Genomic DNA, 16,437 nt, shown 5'->3' with positions numbered 1-16,437 from the left:
CAATGCAGATCGATCACCTCATCAACGGCAAGCCTGTCGGCAGCCGCGACTATTTCCAGACCGTGAATCCGGCCACGCAAGAGGTGCTCGCCGAAGTCGCCTCGGGCGGTGAAGCCGAAGTGAACGCCGCGGTCGCAGCCGCCAAGGAAGCCTTTCCGAAGTGGGCCGGCATGCCTGCGCCAGAGCGCGCAAAGCTGATCCGCAAGCTCGGCGACCTGATCGCCAAAAACGTGCCGGAAATCGCCCAGACCGAGACCAATGATTGCGGCCAAGTCATTGCGCAGACCGGCAAGCAACTGGTGCCACGCGCAGCCGACAACTTCTATTACTTCGCGGAGATGTGCACGCGCGTCGACGGCCACACCTACCCGACGCCGACGCATCTGAACTACACGCTCTTTCATCCGGTGGGCGTCTGCGCACTGATCTCTCCATGGAACGTGCCCTTCATGACGGCAACGTGGAAGGTTGCGCCTTGCCTCGCCTTCGGCAACACGGCCGTGCTCAAGATGAGCGAACTCTCGCCGCTCACGGCTGCGCGTCTCGGCGAACTCGCACTCGAAGCGGGCATCCCCGCGGGCGTGTTGAATCTCGTGCACGGTTACGGCAAGGAAGCCGGCGAGCCGCTGGTGGCGCATCCGGACGTGCGGGCGATTTCATTCACGGGGTCGACAGCGACGGGCAACCGCATCGTCAAGAGTGCGGGCCTCAAGAAGTTCAGCATGGAACTCGGCGGCAAGAGCCCCTTCGTGATCTTCGACGACGCCGATCTTGATCGGGCGCTCGACGCCGCGGTGTTCATGATCTTCAGCAACAACGGCGAGCGTTGCACGGCGGGTTCGCGCATTCTGGTGCAGCAGTCGATCTACGCCGACTTCGTCGCGAAGTTCGTCGAGCGCGGCAAGCGCATTTCGGTGGGTGATCCGTTGGACGAAAAGACCATCGTCGGCCCCATGATTTCGCAGGCGCATCTCGCCAAGGTGCGCAGCTACATCGAGCTCGGCCCGAAGGAAGGCGCGACGCTGATGTGCGGTGGCCTCGGCGCGCCCGAATTGCCGGACCGCGTCAAGCGCGGCAACTACGTGCTGCCCACCGTGTTCGCCGATGTCGACAACCGCATGAAGATCGCACAGGACGAGATCTTCGGACCGGTCGCCTGCCTCATTCCGTTCAAGGACGAAGCCGACGCGATCCGGCTGGCCAACGATATCCAGTACGGCCTGTCGAGCTATGTGTGGACCGAGAACATCGGCCGCGCGCATCGCGTTGCCGCTGCGGTCGAGGCCGGCATGTGCTTTGTCAACAGCCAGAACGTTCGCGACCTGCGCCAGCCCTTCGGCGGCACCAAGGCTTCAGGCACCGGGCGCGAAGGCGGCACGTGGAGCTATGAGGTTTTCTGCGAGCCGAAGAACGTCGCGGTCTCGCTCGGCTCGCATCACATCCCGCATTGGGGTGTGGCATGAACGGATCGCGCCGCACGCTGGTGCAGGGTATCGCGGCAGTCGCGGCCCTGCCCTCGCTCGCGTTTGCGCAGGCATGGCCCGCAAAGCCTGTTCGGATCGTGGTGCCCTTCACGCCCGGCGGGACGACCGATTTCGTTACCCGGCTGGTGGGCCTCGAACTTGCCAAGTCGCTCGGTCAGCCGGTGATCGTCGAGAACAAGCCCGGCGCCGGCACGGTGATCGGCGTCGATGCAGTTGCCAAGTCGCAGCCCGACGGCTACAGCTTCGTCTGCGTGGCGAACAGCTTCGCGGCAAACCAGACGCTGTTGAAAAAACTGCCCTACGACACGCTGAAAGACCTCCGTCCTGTCGCGCTGATGGGCATGTCCGAGCACGTGCTCGCGACCCATCCGAACAGCGGCATCAAGACACTCGCCGACCTGCGCACGCAGGCCAAGGCAAAGCCTGGCACGCTGAGCTTTGCGTCATTCGGAAACGGCACTTCAGCGCATCTTTCGGGCGAGATGCTCAAGATGCAGATGGGCCTGGACATCGTCCATGTGCCCTACAAAGGCCAGGGCCCTGCGTTGTCGGATTTGCTCGGCGGGCAGGTGACGATGATGTTCGGCAACTGGCCCGAGTTCCGCAGCCACATCCAGGCCGGCAAGCTGGTCGCGCTGGGCATGGCAACAGCAAAGCGCTCGCAATATGCGCCCGACATTCCCACGTTGGCCGAACAGGGCGTGCCGATCGAATCCAACTCATGGAATGGACTGCTGGCGCCTGCGGGCACGCCCGATGCGGTCGTGCGGCGCGTGAACGACGAAGTCAATCGCGCGCTCGCAGGGCCGGTGGTGACCGAGGCATTCCACAAAGGCGGCATTGCGTCGCTATCGGGCTCGCCCGACCAGTTCGCGGCATTCATCCGCGCAGAGGTTGCAAAGTACGGCGACGTGATCCGCAAGGCCGGCATCGAAGTCGAAGGCTGAAACAGGAGAGCGCAATGAGCCTCTACGCCATGCAGAAATTCTTGTTTGCACTGAATCGCGAACCCGAGGTGCAGCGCCTGTACGCGGAAGGCGGCCCAGCGCGGGCCACCCTCCTCGACGGCTACGACCTGAACGCCGAGGAGCGCCAGGCCATCGATGCCGGCGACATCGGCAAGCTCTACGTCCTCGGCTGCAATGGACAACTGCTGATGCACTTCGCTCCGCTGCTCGGGATGCCGTGGGCCGACTACATCGCGGCGATGCGCGAGGGCGTTCTCAAGTACGGTCCGGTCCGCGCAGGCATCTACGCGATGACAACTTCGCACGACGAGAAAGTGGCTGGCGTATGAGTCTTGTCTTTGCTGGCGTGTGCAGTCACGCCCCAGGTATCACGGGCCGCGCGCACCTGGCGGATGCGGCGATCAAGGATGAATTCCATGCGCAGTTCCGCCGGATGGGCGAAGCGCTGCATGCGACAAAGCCCGACGCGGTGATCGTGATCGCGGCCGAGCACTTCGCCAACTTCTTCATGAACAACATGCCGGCCTATGCGATCGGCATGGCCGACAGCTACGAAGGCCCCATCGAGGATCCGAAGTGGCTCGGCATCGAGAAGACGAAGATTCCTGGCGACGCGGCGCTGTCTCAGCGGCTGATCCGCGAGGTGATGCAGACGGTCGACGTGGCTTACGCAGAAGAATGGAAATTCGACCACGGCATCATCGTGCCGCTCCACTTCCTGACGCCGAAGTTCGACACGAAGGTGATTCCCGTGAACATCAACTGCCAGGGTCCGCCGCTCACACCGCTGCACCGCGCATGGGCCTTCGGCGAAGCACTGCGCCGAGCGTGCGACAAGGCGCCCGAGCGCATCGCGATCATCGGCACCGGCGGTATTTCGCACTGGCCGGCAACGCCCGACTCGGGAAAGGTCAACGCCGAATGGGACGCCGAGTTCATGCGCCGCTGGTGCGCCAACGACCGCGAGGCGCTGCTGTCGCAGGACGACTACAACGACGAGGCCACCTACCGCGAAGCGGGCCAGGGCGGCTTCGAGATTCGCACCTTTATCGCCGTGGCGGCTGCCGCGCGCGGAAGGGGCGAGATCTTCCACATGAAGGCGATTCCGATCTTCGCGGTGACCTGCACGGCTGCCGTGATGTCGATTGCGCCTTCGATTGCGACTTCGATTGAATAGACGGGACAAAGCCATGCCGCATACCGTGATCCAGTACACCGCCAACCTCGAGGCTGACGCCGACATCAGCGGCCTCTGCCGCTCACTTGCCGCCGTGCTTGTCGCGCAAAAGGACCAGGAGGGAAAAAAGATCTTCCCGACCGGCGGCACGCGCGTGTTGGCCTATCCGGCGCACCACTATTCGGTCGCGGATGGCGAAGACGACTACGCCTTCGTCTACATCAACGTGCGCATCGCGCAGGGCCGCAGCGACGAAGCCAAGACCAAGGCCGGCGATGCACTGATGGCCGCCACCCGCAAACACTTCGAGACGATCTTCGACAAGCGGCACATCGGCATCACGCTCAACATCGACGAGAGCCCCGGCCAGGTCTATGACGCCAAGCACAGCAACCTGCATCCGCTTTTCAACAGATAAACAAACAACAGGCCTACCCGGTCGCCAGCCACATGCTCGCTCAAGACGTCATCCAGCAACTCGCCGCCGAACTCCATGAAAGCGAGAAGTCGCGCGTGCAGGTCGAGCACTTTTCGAAGCGCTTTCCGCAGATGAGCATCGAAGATGGCTATGCGATCTCGCGCGAGTGGGTCAAGGCGAAGATCGCCGAAGGCCGCATCGTCAAGGGCCACAAGATCGGCCTGACTTCGCGCGCGATGCAGCAAGCCAGCCAGATCACCGAGCCCGACTACGGCACGCTGCTGGACGACATGTTCTTCGAGCAGGGCGACATTCCGTTCAAGCGCTTCATTGCGCCGCGCGTCGAGGTCGAACTGGCCTTTGTGCTGGGCAAGCGGCTGAAGGGCCCGAACGTGACGATCTGCGACGTGCTCGCCGCCACCGAATACGTCGTGCCGGCCATCGAGATCATCGATGCGCGCATCGAGCAGCTCGACCGCCACACGAAAGCCATGCGCAAGGTCTTCGACACCATTGCCGACAACGCGGCCAACGCCGGCATCGTGACGGGCGGCCGGCCGGTCAAGCCCGACGCGGTGGACTTGCGCTGGGTGAGCGCGCTGCTCTACAAGAACGGCGTGATCGAGGAATCCGGTGTGGCCGCGGCCGTGCTCAACCACCCCGCCACCGGCGTTGCGTGGCTTGCCAACAAGCTCGCGCCGTGGGACGAATGCCTTGAAGCCGGCGAGGTCGTGCTCGGCGGTTCGTTCACGCGGCCGACCACGGCCTTGGCCGGCGACACTTTCCACGCCGACTACGGCCCACTCGGCTCCATCGCCTTTCGCTTCATCTGAAAGCTCGACATGCAAACACCCCCGAATCTCTTCAAGCAAGCCCTCATCGAGAAGCGCGCTCAGATCGGCCTCTGGCTCGGCCTTGCCGATGCCTACAGCGCAGAGATCTGTGCGGGCGCCGGTTTCGATTGGCTGCTGATCGATGGCGAGCATTCGCCCAATGGCCTGCAGAGCATCCTGCAGCAGGCGCAGGCGATCGCCGCCTATCCGGGCGTCAACGCCATTGCGCGCGTGCCGCTGGGCCATGGCGAATCCGGCACGGCGCTGATCAAGCAGTACCTCGACCTCGGCGTGCAGACGCTGCTGGTGCCGATGGTCGACACGGCCGAGCAGGCGAAGGCGATCGTCCGCGCAATGCGCTACCCGCCCCTCGGCATCCGCGGCATGGGCGGTGCGCGCGCATCGGGCTGGGGGCGCTTTCCGAGCTATGCAAAGGACGCCAACGACCGCGTCTGCCTGCTGGTGCAGGCTGAATCGCGCGAGGCGCTGGCTAACCTGGATGCGATTGCGGCAGTCGACGGTGTGGACGGCGTCTTCATCGGCCCGGCCGACCTGTCGGCGTCAATGGGCTTCGTCGGCAACGCGGGCCATGCCGAAGTGCAGGCCGCGATCGAAGACGCCATTGCACGCATCGGCCGCGCGGGCAAGGCTGCCGGCATCCTGACGCCGGACGAGACGCAAGCCCGCAAGTACCTGGAGCTGGGTGCGCTCTTCGTCGCGGTGGGCCTCGACACCAACCTGCTGGTGCGCACCACCACCGCACTCGCGGCTCGCTTCAAAGGCGATGCCAAGGCGACGCTGGCGGTCGGCGGCACCTACTGAAGGGAAGCGATCATGAACACGCGAATCGACACGCCGTTGTCTGTCCCTCACCATTTGGAGATGCATCCGGACGAGCGCGCCGCAAGGCTCGAACTCGCTGCCTGCTACCGCGTCTTCGCGATGCTCGGTTGGACGGAGATGATCTACAACCACATCACCGTGCGGCTGCCCGACAGCGTGACCGGCGGCGAGAAGCAGTTTCTGATCAATCCGTTCGGCCTGCACTACAGCGAGGTGACCGCAAGCAATCTCGTCAAGATCGACCTGCAGGGCAAGGTGCTCGACGGCTCGGCGTATCCGGTGAACCCTGCCGGCTTCACGGTGCATGCCGCGATCCATGACGGGTTGCCCGACGCTCACTGCGTGATGCACACGCACACGACGGCAGGAGTTGCTGTCGCGTGTTTGCAAAGCGGACTGCAGCAGACCAATTTCTATACGGCCCAACTGCACGGCATGGTCGCGTACCACGACTTCGAGGGCATCACGATCCACGCCGATGAAGGCCCGCGACTGCTCAAGAGCATCGGCAACCGCAACGCCGTCATCCTGCGCAATCATGGCTTGCTGGCGTGGGGGCGGACGCTGCCGCAGACGTTTGCGATCCTCTGGACCTTGCAGCGTGCCTGCGAGATCCAGATGGCGACACTCTCGATGGGCGCCGCGATCCCTGTGTCTGAAGACGTCGCGCAAAAATGCACGCGCGATGCACTGCAGTTCAACCCGAACCACGGTGCGGGCAAGGACGTCTTCGATGCGCTGGTCCGGCAGGTCGACCGTATCGATGGTTCGTACAAGAACTGACCCGAACCTGAACTCGAATCCGAACCGGAGCCCGAACTCGATCATGAAAGTCTGCATTTATGGCGCCGGCGCAATCGGCGGCTGGATGGGAGTCAAGCTCGCGCAGGCGGGCTGTGAACTCGACGTCGTCGCGCGCGGCGCAACGCTCGATGTGCTGAAGCGTGATGGCCTGTCGCTGGTGAGCGGCGATTCGCGCGTCTCGGTGCCGGTCAATGCAAGCGATGACCCCGGCAAGCTCGGCATTCAGCAACTGGTGGTGGTCGCGGTGAAAGCGCCGGCGCTGCCTGCTGTTGCAGAAAAGATCGCACCGCTGCTCGGGCCGGAGACCATCGTTCTCACCGCCATGAACGGCGTGCCGTGGTGGTTCCTGCAAGGGGGCTTTGGCGGCAGCGTGGCCGGCGGCCAGTTGCAGGCGGTCGATCCGGGCGGAAAAATCGATGCCGCCATTCCCGCCAAGCACGTGGTCGGCTGCGTGGTGCACGCGAGTTGCTCACTCGACGCGCCCGGCGTGGTCAGGCACCACTTTGGCAACGGCCTCATCGTCGGAGAGCCTTCGGGTGAGGCCACACCGCGAGCGGAGGCGCTGCGCGATCTGCTGGTGCGCGCGGGCATCGACACCAAGCTCTCGCCGCAGATCCAGAAAGACGTCTGGTACAAGCTGTGGGGCAACATGACGGTCAACCCGATCAGTCTCCTGACCGGCGCCACCACCGACCTGATCCTCGGCGACGACCTGGTGCGTGGCTTCATCTCCACGATCATGCTGGAGGCCCGCGAGATCGGCGCGCGCATCGGCGTGCCCATCGCAGAGAGCCCCGAAGACCGGCATGCCGTGACACGCAAGCTCGGCGCATTCAAGACTTCGATGCTGCAGGACGTGGAAGCGCGCCGAGCGGTGGAGCTCGACGCGCTGGTGTCGGCGGTGCGCGAACTCGGGCAACTGGCGGGGGTGCAGACGCCGTTCACCGATGCGCTGCTGGGGCTCGCGCGTTTGCGGGCGCGGCAGTTGGGCCTTTACTGATCCAGCGGCCCCTGACTAATACTTGTCAGGCCGACTCACCGTCTCAAGGCAATGGACGAAGTATTCCGCCGCGGGCGTCAGCGGCACATCGGCGCGCGTGAGGATCAATAGTTCGATGTCGCTCGGGCTGAAGATCCCATTCCGGATAGCGACAATGCCAGCGGCATCGCTGTGCCCCAACACCGGCGCGGGCATGATGCTCACGGCGTCGGTGCTGCGCAGTAGCGCCACGGTCGACATGGCCTCGCACACGGCCACATGCGTCGGCGGCGCCACGCCGGCGAGGCTGAACATCGCTTCGACGCGGGGCTGCTGACCGTTGCCGATAGGCTGCGTCAATACCCATTCGCAAGCAGCCAGCGCTCGCGCGGTGGGATGCTCCAGGAGCGGATGCGCCTCGCGTACCACGATGCGTTGCGGCGCCCGGAAGACCCGGCGGATCCGGAACTCGTCGCCCTGCATCTCGCCCACGTCGGCCGCCACGGCTGCAATGTCCAACGTGCCTTCTCGCAAGCGCGGCAGTACCCGCGTCATCAGTCCTTCGATGACCTGCAGCTGGACATTGGAATAGCGCTGCCGAAACCAGCCGAATGCCTGACCCAGCCCGCTCGACGTCAGAAACGGCGTGATGCCCACGCGCAGCGTGCCGAAATCCTCGCCGGCGGCTTGGCGCAACTCCTCGCGCGCGAGTGCGGTCTGCCTCGTGATGACTCGGGCGCGCTGCAGCAGCCGACTGCCAGCGGCGGTGAGCGCGATGCCACGCGACTGCCGCAACAACAGTGGCAAGGCGGCTTCATCTTCAAGCAGCCGCATGGACTTGGTGACGGCAGCCTGTGAGAGATTCAGCGCCCGTGCGGCGGCGCGGATGCTGCCATGCTCCACAACGGCGACAAGGCACTCGAGTTGACCCAATTTCATTGGAACGACAACCTCCGGTTAGTTCACAAGTCAATTCCGACGGGAAATTGTGCAGTCATTCCAACTGCGCAATGCATCGAGACAGGTGTGAATTCAGGCGCTCAGTGCATCACCACCCTCTTTTGCCAGTCTGGAGTCCCCACAGACAACAAGCGGTGGTCATGAACAGAATTAGTTGCCTTTTGGTTTTCTGACGGCCTGCATAGCATCGTCTTATCAATCACCGACCTGGATCGAGCCCGATGTCCGCCGCCCTTCTTCTCGAACGCATGCACGTGCAGGCCCCCGAATTCGTGGCCTTGCGGCGCGACATTCACCGACATCCTGAACTGGGGCTCGCAGAGCACCGCACCTCCGCCTTGATCGCCGAGCGGCTGCAGGCCTGGGGCTACGAAGTGCATCGCGGACTGGCCATCACCGGTGTCGTCGGCACCTTGCGCCGCGGAACGGGCCGCCTGCGGCTCGGTCTGCGGGCTGACATGGATGCGCTGCCGCTGCAGGAGGAGTCGGGGCTCGATTGGGCCAGCACGCACGCGGGCGTCATGCACGCCTGCGGCCATGACGGCCACACTGCAATGCTGCTGGCCGCAGCATGGCAACTGGCCAACGAGGGCGACTTCGACGGCACGCTGAACCTCATCTTTCAGCCGGCGGAGGAACACCCCGGCGGCGCAAGGCTGATGATCGAGCAGGGCCTGTTCGAACGCTTTCCGTGTGACGCCATCTTCGCCATGCACAACATGCCGGGCGTCGCGCAGGGAACACTCGTCTTTCGCGACGGCGCGACCATGGCCTCGTCGGACGACGTGACCATCACCGTGCGCGGCAACGGCGGGCATGGCGCCATGCCGCATCTGGCGGCCGATCCGGTGGTGGCGGCATCGAGCATCGTGATGGCCTTGCAAACAGTGGTCTCGCGCAACGTCGATCCGCAACAGACCGCCATCGTCTCCGTCGGAGCGATCCATGGCGGCCAGGCCAACAACGTCATACCTCAGGAAGTCACGATGGAGATCGGCGTGCGTGCGCTCGACGCGGCGGTGCGCGATCGGCTCGAGGCGCGCATTCGGGCGCTGGCGGTCGATCAGGCGCGCAGCTACGGCTGCGAGGCGCAGGTGAACTACAAGCGCGACTATCCGGTGCTCGTCAATACACCGGCCGAGACAGCATTCGCGCGCAGTGTGGCACTGGAACTCGTGGGCCCCGAACGGGTGGTGCAGCAGGGCCCGGCTGCCAACGGCAGCGAGGACTTCGCGATCATGCTGGAGCACTGCCCCGGCAGCTATCTGATGATCGGCAATGGCAATGGCGACAGCAAAGGCGGCTGTTCCGTTCACAACCCCGGCTACGACTTCAACGACGACAACGTAGCCGTGGGCGCCGCCTACTGGGTGCTGCTCGCGCGCCGCTTCCTGAGCGCGCGCCATGGCGGATTGCACTCCCCTTCTTCCTCACGCGCCGTTTGAACCTAGGAGCCGCCCATGTCCTTCGGTACCGCCACGATCGATGCCACGATGCCCTCCAACGACTCCGACCCGCAGCGCGCCGCACACACCGGCAAGATGCCGCGCAGCGTCATCGCCGCCACGGTCGCGGGCAATGCGCTGGAGTTCTACGATTTCGTCACCTATGCGTTCTTCGCCGTCTACATCGGCAGGGCCTTCTTTCCCGCCTCTACGCCGACGGGGAGTCTTCTTTTGTCCGTCGCGGTCTTCGGCGTGGGCTTCTTCGCACGGCCGATCGGCGGAGTGCTGATCGGCGCGTTCGCCGACCGTGCGGGCCGCAAGCCCGCGATGCTGCTGACGATCGCGCTCATCACCGTCGGCACGATGGGTCTTGCGCTCACGCCTTCGTATGCCAGCATCGGCCTCGCCGCGCCCGTGATCGTGGTGGTCTGCCGCCTGGTCCAGGGCCTGGCACTGGGCGGGGAAGTGGGTCCTGCGAGCGCCTTCCTCATCGAGGCCGCGCCCGACGGCCGGCGCGGCCTGTACGCCAGCTGGCAACTCGCGAGCCAGGGCCTGGCTGCGGGCGTGGCGGGCGTGATGGGCCTGGCAATGACGACCCTCCTCACGCCCGTTCAGATGGGTGACTGGGGCTGGCGCGTGCCCTTCCTGGTCGGCCTGCTGCTGGTGCCGGTGGCGGTCTATCTGCGTCGGCGCATGCCCGAGACGCTGCACCGCGAATCCCGGCCGCGCGGCATCGATACCGCCGTCCGAGGCGGACGGGCGCGCTGGCGCGGCCTCATCGCCATTGCCGTGCTGGTGATGGTCGGAGGCACCGTCTCCACCTACGTGCTCAACTTCATGACGACCTACGCCATCACGACTCTGAAGATGTCGCCCGGCATCGCGCTCAGCGCGACGGTGGTGGGGGGCTTCGTCACTGCCGGCTTCGCGCTGGTGGGCGGCTGGCTGGCAGACCGCCATGGCCGCCGCAGCACGATGCTGTGGCCGCGCGTGCTTACCGTGGTGCTCGCGGTGCCGGCCTTCATGCTGCTCACCACCCATCCCGGCGTCGGCATGCTGTTGGCCGTGTCCAGCGTGCTTTCCGCGCTCACCGCCATCAGCGGCGCGGCGTCGATGACCGCCATTCCCGAACTTCTTCCGGCCAGCTTCCGCGCCACCGGACTCGCCATTGCCTACGCGGTCGGCGTGTCCCTGTTCGGCGGAACCACGCAGTTCATCATCACGTGGCTCATTGGCGCGACGGGCAATCCGGTGGCGCCGGCCTGGTACATGGCGGGTGCCAGCGTCGTGAGCGCACTCGCCATGCTGGCGTTGCCCGAGAGCCGCGGCCGCAAGCTGGAACAAGACTGACATCCCAGGAGCCTTTCCCATGAACCTCGAAGCCTGGCGCCTGAGCGCCACCGAACTCGCCGGCCGCATCCGGCGGAAGGAAATCTCTGCACTGGAAGCGACCGACAGCGTGCTGGCGCGCATCGCGGGCACCAACCCCGTCGTCAACGCCCTCACCGAGGTACTGCACGACAGCGCCCGCACGGCAGCGCGCGAGGCCGACGCGGCGCAGGCGCGCGGCGAGACGCTCGGGCCACTGCATGGCGTTCCGCTCACCATCAAGATCAACGTCGATGTGGCGGGCAGTACCGGCAGCGGCGGCATCACCGCGCTGAAGGATTTCCGGCCCGAGATCGACGCGCCGCTCGTGAACAATCTCAGGCGTGCCGGCGGCATCATCGTCGGTCGTTCGAACACACCCTCGTTTTCGCTGCGCTGGTTCACCGACAACGAGGCCCATGGCCGCACGCTCAATCCGTGGGATCCGGCCGTGACGCCCGGCGGCTCCAGCGGCGGGGCCGCGGCGGCGGTCGCGCTGGGCATGGGGCCCATCGCACATGGCAACGACTACGGAGGCTCCATCCGCTACCCCGCATGGGCCTGCGGCGTGGTGGGCCTGCGCCCCACGGCCGGGCGGGTGCCGGCCTTCAATGCCAGCGCCAAGGATGACCGCATCGTCACCAACCAGCTAATGTCGGTGCAGGGACCGCTCACGCGCACCGTCGCCGACGCGCGGCTGGCATTCGAGGTCATGGCGCAAGGCGACGCGCGCGATCCGCTCTGGGTGCCGGCACCGCTGGCCTACCCTGACAGTGCCCGGCCGGTGCGAGTGGCGCTGTTCAAGCAGCAGGCGGGCGCGAAGGCTGATGCCAGCGTGGTGCGCGCCCTGGAACAGGCCGCGCAATCGCTGGCCGACGCCGGCTACCGGGTGGAAGAAGCAGCCCCGCCCTGCGTCGAAGAAGCAGCCCGTCTGTGGCGCTCGATGCTCAACGACGACCTGCGCCGCGGTGGGCGCCCGGCGATCGAAGCCATGGGAGATGCGGCCGTGCGCAATGCATTGCGCTTCCAGATGGGCGACCTCGAATCGATGGACCGGGACGCGTATCTCTCGACGTTCCAGCACCGCCTGAGCATTGCGCGTGCATGGTCGCTGTTCTTCGCCGATTACCCGATTCTCTTGATGCCGGTGTCCTGGGAGCGGCAGTTTCCCATCGACGACGATCAGCGATCGCAATCCCGCTATGAGGAGATGCTCGAGGCCCAGGCGCCTTTGCTGAGCACCGCGGCGCTGGGCCTGCCGGGCCTGTGCGTTCCTACAGGGCTTGCCGATGGCCTGCCGGCCGGCGTGCAGATCGTCAGCACGCGCTACCGCGAAGATTTGGCGCTGGCCGCTGGCGAAGTCATCGAACGCGCAGCCGCCTTCTCGGCGCTGGAGCATCTCGCCCCGCGCTGATTCGCTCTCGACTCCCTGCCCCCCAAGCTGCCGCCGCCGCAAAACCGGAGGGGCACGCCTGATCGCCTGCCTTCTTCATGGTCCTCGACAATCTCGACCGCCGACTCATCGCGCTGCTGCGCCGAGACGCGCGCACGCCCCTCGCAACGCTCGCTTCGAAGCTGGACACGTCGCGCGGCACGGTCGCCAATCGCCTGCGCAAACTCGAAGACGAAGGCGTCGTGACCGGCTACACCATCAGCCTTCGCCCGGACGCCGAGCCGCATCGCATCCGGGCGTGGATGGGCATCCGTGTCGAGGGCAACCAGGCCCGAAGCGTGATCGCCACCTTGATCGGCGAACCTGGCGTGAGCGCACTGCACGACACCAATGGCCGTTGGGACATGCTGGCCGAACTCAGCGCCGGATCGATGTCCGAGCTCTCGGACCTGCTCGAACGAATCCGGCTGGCCAGAGGTATCGCGCACAGCGAGACCAACATCCTGCTGGCCACTTACCGCTAGCCAACAAGGTGGCAATCCGCGCTGCCACTGTGGCAGCACATCGCGCAGAGCGCAGCAGTCTGCAGCCTTCGGATTGACCCCTTCCGTTGGGAAACTACTTTTCAGACAGGAATCTTTTCAACCCTTCTGGAGGTACCCATGCAGCACACGAGTTCCCGCTATCCGACCATCACCTATCTCAGCGCGCCCGAGATGATCCGCCTTGTGCAGCAGCTCGGCGTCCCGGCATGCATCGCTGGCGTGGCCGAGCGCATCGAACGCGAGTTTTTGCGCTGGAACGAATTCGACAAGAGCGCACGCACGGCCTGCCATTCGCCCGTGGGCACCATCGAGCTCATGCCAATTGCCGATGCCGAGCAATACGCCTTCAAGTACGTCAACGGGCACCCCGGCAACTACCGCCTCGGGCTTCCGACGGTGATCGCCTTCGGCGTGCTCGCCGACGTCCACACCGGCGCGCCGCGCCTCTTGAGCGAATTGACGCTGACGACGGCTGTTCGCACGGCGGCGATGTCCGCCGTCGCCGCGCGCGCACTTGCCAGAAAGGACAGCCGCCGCATGGCCCTCATTGGCAATGGCGCGCAAAGCGAATTCCAGGCGCTCGCCTTCCGCGACCTCGTGGGCATTCGGGAGCTTCATCTGTACGACGTGGATCGCGCCGCCAGCGAGAAGCTGGCGTCGAACCTGCGCGGCCAGGGCCTGCAAGTGCGCATCTTCGACAGCACCGCGCATGCTGTGCGCGGGGTCGACGTCGTGACCACGGTGACCGCCGACAAGACGAACGCGACCATCCTCACTTCAGAAATGGTCGAGCCAGGCATGCACATCAATGCGGTGGGTGGCGACTGCCCCGGCAAGACCGAACTGGCGCGCGGCGTGGTCGCAGCCGCGAGCGTCTTTGTCGAGTTCGAACCGCAATCGCGTATCGAGGGCGAAATCCAGCAAATGCCTGCGGACTTCGCGGTGACCGAGCTCTGGCGCGTGCTGGCCGGCGTAGTTCCGGGACGCGTCGACGAGAAGCAGCTCACGCTTTTCGATTCGGTCGGCTTTGCGCTGGAGGATTTCGCGGCGCTGGCCTTCATGCGCGAGCAGGCGTTGGCGCTCGGCATGGGAGAGCGGATCGAACTGCTGCCCGAGCCAAGGAATCCGAAGGATCTGTTCGGGTTGTTGCGCGCGCCCGCCCAAGTCACGGCACACGCGAGCGCACCGGGGCAGCTTGCGTGACCCCGGTGCTGCACCCATGCGAGGGCAATGGCGTATGGCCATTCGCATGGCTATCCGTCACTGGCAGCTGAAGCTCTCCGCCTTCTCGACATCCCCCGTGCCCTTGTAGCGCGCAACCTTCGGGTATGCGCAAAGCGGACGAGTACGGTCTGGCGCCCAGCTTGCAGGAACGTCGGCGTTCACCCCACCCGCATTGCCCGCGCCGCGAGCGGATGCGACCACTGAATCGGCGGCCTGGCCCTTCTCGACCCAGTTGACGAGCGGCGTGAGCATGTCGAACTGGTCGGTTGCGGGACCGCCGCTGCAATGGTTCATGCCCGGGACGCGATAGAAGCGCGCGAAGTTCGAAGCATCTCCCGAGTTGGCTGCGGCGAGCTGGTCGTACCAATGCTGGGTGTCGTCGCTCGAGAAGATGGGATCGCTGGTGCCGTGATAGGCCATCACCTTGGCGCCGCGCTTCTTGAGCCGGCTCAGGTCCGCGGGATTCGGCGGCGTCATGAATGACAGCGAGTTCTCGGTGTAGAGCGCGCTGGTCGCGGTGATCTTCGCGAGGATGGTGTCGATGCTGGTGGTGAGCGTGAAGTTCGGGCCATTGAAGCCTGCTTGCGTTTCCGGCGGAACCTGCCAGATGAAACCCACGGCACCCGAATCGAGGTTCAGCGAGCTGTTGAACTTCCACGAGGCCCAGCCGTTCGTGTTCACCCCCGAATCGAACGGAAAGCTCGAATAGAACTTCTGCCCGTTCCCATCGAGCGCGCCCGCGAAGAGCTGGCCAATGCGCTGCTTCTGGTCCGCGCTCAGGCAAGTGCCGTCGCGGGTACCGCTGCAGGTGGGGACGTCGCGATTCAGGTTGAAAGCGGCCTGGCAGGCGCCGGTGTCCTGGACCAGCCCGTCGGTCGAGCCGTCGAGCGCATCGCATTTGGCCAACACGGCATTGGAAACCAGCGTGCGTTCGGCTTGCGTGAAGCCGGTGCCCAAATCGCCGGGCGTGGTCGCCAGGGCGTTGTAGTTTTGCGCACCGACGATGTTGGCCGACGCCGCGAGCGGAAGCCGGAAGCCCGGGTCGCCGACGAGGAAGCCGTCGTAGTCGTCCGGATAGCGCGACATGGCGACCATCGTGTGCCGCCCGCCATTGGAGCAGCCGCCAAAGTACGACCGGTCCGGACCTTTGCCGTAGGCCGACGCGATCAGCGCCTTCGCCATCGGCGTGAGCTTTGCGACGGCCTGATAGCCGTAGTCCAGCCGTGCTTGCGGGTCGATGCCGAAGAACGGTGTCGGCGCCTGATGGCCGGCATCCGAACTGATGACGGCGAAGCCCATGTTCAAGGCGTTGTTCAAGCCGCCGCCTCCGTTGATAGCGCCGGTTGCGGTGGCAACGCTGCCGTCCACGCCGCCATTGGCCTGATAGAAGAAGCGCCCATTCCAGTTCTGCGGAAAGCGCATCTCGAAGCCGATCGCGTAGTTCTGTCCGTCGACCGAACTGGTGCGCGCGTACATGCTGCCGCGCACCTGGCAATGGGCGTCGATCGGTTTGCCAGCGACCTTCAGCGTTCCGGCGGCAATCGAGTTCGCGGCGGTGATGGTCGTGTTCGCAAAGCTGAAGCCGGCGAGCGCGGCGCAGTTGCCAAGCGTTGCGCCAGTGGCCACGCCGAGGACCGGCAAGGTTTCGACCGGCGTCGAGTTTCCGGTGTTGGTGTTGGTGTTGCCGGTGCTCGTATTGCCGGAGCCGTTGCCGGCCGTGGTGCCGCTTCCCGTCGTCGTCCCGCCCGCAGGCGAAACCAGAGAGGAGATACCACCGCCACTGCCGCCGCCGCCGCAAGCGGTCAACAGAGAGGCGGCAACGATGGCCGAAAGCGATACAGAGGTCTTCAAGAATGTCTCCTTTGACGCATGCTGACGGCGCCATTTAGTTAGTCTATTTAACTATATTTGGCAATCAGTCATGGTTTTCCACTACAGAGTGTGCGAAAGACTGGCGCCTCAAATCCCCATGAAGTTCAGTCACTGAATCAATACG

The 16,437-nt window shown here is 65.1% G+C and carries 16 protein-coding genes; 14 read left to right on the top strand and 2 right to left on the bottom strand.

Annotation, left to right across the window (positions count from 1 at the left end; all coding sequences use genetic code 11):
- Nucleotides 1-2: 2 nt before the first annotated feature.
- From hpaE to AC1DSF_RS28250, 9 genes are read left to right on the top strand one after another with little or no spacing between them, the layout of a single operon-like run.
- Complete coding sequence (gene hpaE / locus AC1DSF_RS28290) at nt 3-1,463, top strand: 5-carboxymethyl-2-hydroxymuconate semialdehyde dehydrogenase (protein WP_478183883.1); 1,461 nt, start codon at nt 3-5, stop codon at nt 1,461-1,463.
- Nucleotides 1,460-2,431 (top strand): tripartite tricarboxylate transporter substrate binding protein, encoded by a 972-nt coding sequence (locus AC1DSF_RS28285; protein WP_478128535.1) that lies wholly within the window; start codon nt 1,460-1,462, stop codon nt 2,429-2,431. The genes hpaE and AC1DSF_RS28285 overlap by 4 nt, the downstream gene beginning before the upstream one ends.
- Before the next feature lie 14 nt (nt 2,432-2,445).
- Nucleotides 2,446-2,781, top strand: coding sequence for an aromatic ring-opening dioxygenase subunit LigA (locus AC1DSF_RS28280; protein ID WP_478128534.1), 336 nt, complete (start codon nt 2,446-2,448; stop codon nt 2,779-2,781).
- Nucleotides 2,778-3,629, top strand: a complete 852-nt coding sequence (locus AC1DSF_RS28275) for a DODA-type extradiol aromatic ring-opening family dioxygenase (protein ID WP_478128533.1) — start codon at nt 2,778-2,780, stop codon at nt 3,627-3,629. The genes AC1DSF_RS28280 and AC1DSF_RS28275 overlap by 4 nt, the downstream gene beginning before the upstream one ends.
- Nucleotides 3,630-3,642: 13 nt before the next feature.
- Nucleotides 3,643-4,047: a 5-carboxymethyl-2-hydroxymuconate isomerase gene (locus AC1DSF_RS28270; RefSeq protein WP_478128532.1), complete on the top strand. Its 405-nt coding sequence runs from the start codon at nt 3,643-3,645 to the stop codon at nt 4,045-4,047.
- 32 nt (nt 4,048-4,079) lie between these two features.
- A complete protein-coding gene (hpaH, locus tag AC1DSF_RS28265) occupies nt 4,080-4,880 on the top strand; it encodes a 2-oxo-hept-4-ene-1,7-dioate hydratase (protein ID WP_478128531.1) in 801 nt (266 codons plus the stop codon).
- A 9-nt stretch (nt 4,881-4,889) separates the two neighbouring features.
- Complete coding sequence (locus tag AC1DSF_RS28260) at nt 4,890-5,702, top strand: aldolase/citrate lyase family protein (RefSeq protein WP_478128530.1); 813 nt, start codon at nt 4,890-4,892, stop codon at nt 5,700-5,702.
- Nucleotides 5,703-5,714: 12 nt separating this feature from the next.
- The gene (locus tag AC1DSF_RS28255; protein WP_478128529.1) at nt 5,715-6,506 is read left to right on the top strand and encodes a class II aldolase/adducin family protein; all 792 of its coding nucleotides are present in this window, start codon (nt 5,715-5,717) and stop codon (nt 6,504-6,506) included.
- A 43-nt stretch (nt 6,507-6,549) separates the two neighbouring features.
- Nucleotides 6,550-7,527 (top strand): 2-dehydropantoate 2-reductase, encoded by a 978-nt coding sequence (locus tag AC1DSF_RS28250; protein ID WP_478183882.1) that lies wholly within the window; start codon nt 6,550-6,552, stop codon nt 7,525-7,527.
- A 15-nt stretch (nt 7,528-7,542) separates the two neighbouring features.
- On the opposite strand, the gene AC1DSF_RS28245 is transcribed toward AC1DSF_RS28250, so the two are convergent.
- Entirely contained in the window at nt 7,543-8,445 is a 903-nt protein-coding gene (locus tag AC1DSF_RS28245) for a LysR family transcriptional regulator (RefSeq protein WP_478128527.1), read from the bottom strand.
- A 242-nt stretch (nt 8,446-8,687) separates the two neighbouring features.
- Here AC1DSF_RS28245 and AC1DSF_RS28240 point away from each other — a divergent pair, with 242 nt between their 5' ends.
- The 5 genes from AC1DSF_RS28240 to AC1DSF_RS28220 all read left to right on the top strand — a co-directional run bounded on the left by AC1DSF_RS28240 (nt 8,688) and on the right by AC1DSF_RS28220 (nt 14,420).
- Complete coding sequence (locus AC1DSF_RS28240; protein WP_478128526.1) at nt 8,688-9,911, top strand: M20 aminoacylase family protein; 1,224 nt, start codon at nt 8,688-8,690, stop codon at nt 9,909-9,911.
- A 15-nt stretch (nt 9,912-9,926) separates the two neighbouring features.
- Nucleotides 9,927-11,261, top strand: coding sequence for an MFS transporter (locus tag AC1DSF_RS28235; protein ID WP_478128525.1), 1,335 nt, complete (start codon nt 9,927-9,929; stop codon nt 11,259-11,261).
- A 19-nt stretch (nt 11,262-11,280) separates the two neighbouring features.
- On the top strand, nt 11,281-12,693 hold the full coding sequence (locus AC1DSF_RS28230) for an amidase family protein (protein WP_478128524.1): 1,413 nt from the start codon (nt 11,281-11,283) through the stop codon (nt 12,691-12,693).
- Between the two features lie 77 nt (nt 12,694-12,770).
- Complete coding sequence (locus AC1DSF_RS28225) at nt 12,771-13,196, top strand: Lrp/AsnC family transcriptional regulator (protein ID WP_478128523.1); 426 nt, start codon at nt 12,771-12,773, stop codon at nt 13,194-13,196.
- Between the two features lie 138 nt (nt 13,197-13,334).
- Nucleotides 13,335-14,420, top strand: a complete 1,086-nt coding sequence (locus AC1DSF_RS28220) for an ornithine cyclodeaminase (protein WP_478128522.1) — start codon at nt 13,335-13,337, stop codon at nt 14,418-14,420.
- 57 nt (nt 14,421-14,477) lie between these two features.
- Here the strand turns inward: AC1DSF_RS28220 and AC1DSF_RS28215 are convergent, their stop codons facing one another.
- A complete protein-coding gene (locus tag AC1DSF_RS28215; RefSeq protein ID WP_478128580.1) occupies nt 14,478-16,082 on the bottom strand; it encodes a tannase/feruloyl esterase family alpha/beta hydrolase in 1,605 nt (534 codons plus the stop codon).
- Between the last annotated feature and the right edge of the window lie 355 nt (nt 16,083-16,437).

The organism is Variovorax sp. 01N429 (assembly GCF_056399425.1).
The sequence above is the reverse complement of the archived record's forward strand: the minus strand, read 5'-3'. Positions and strand labels throughout refer to the sequence as shown.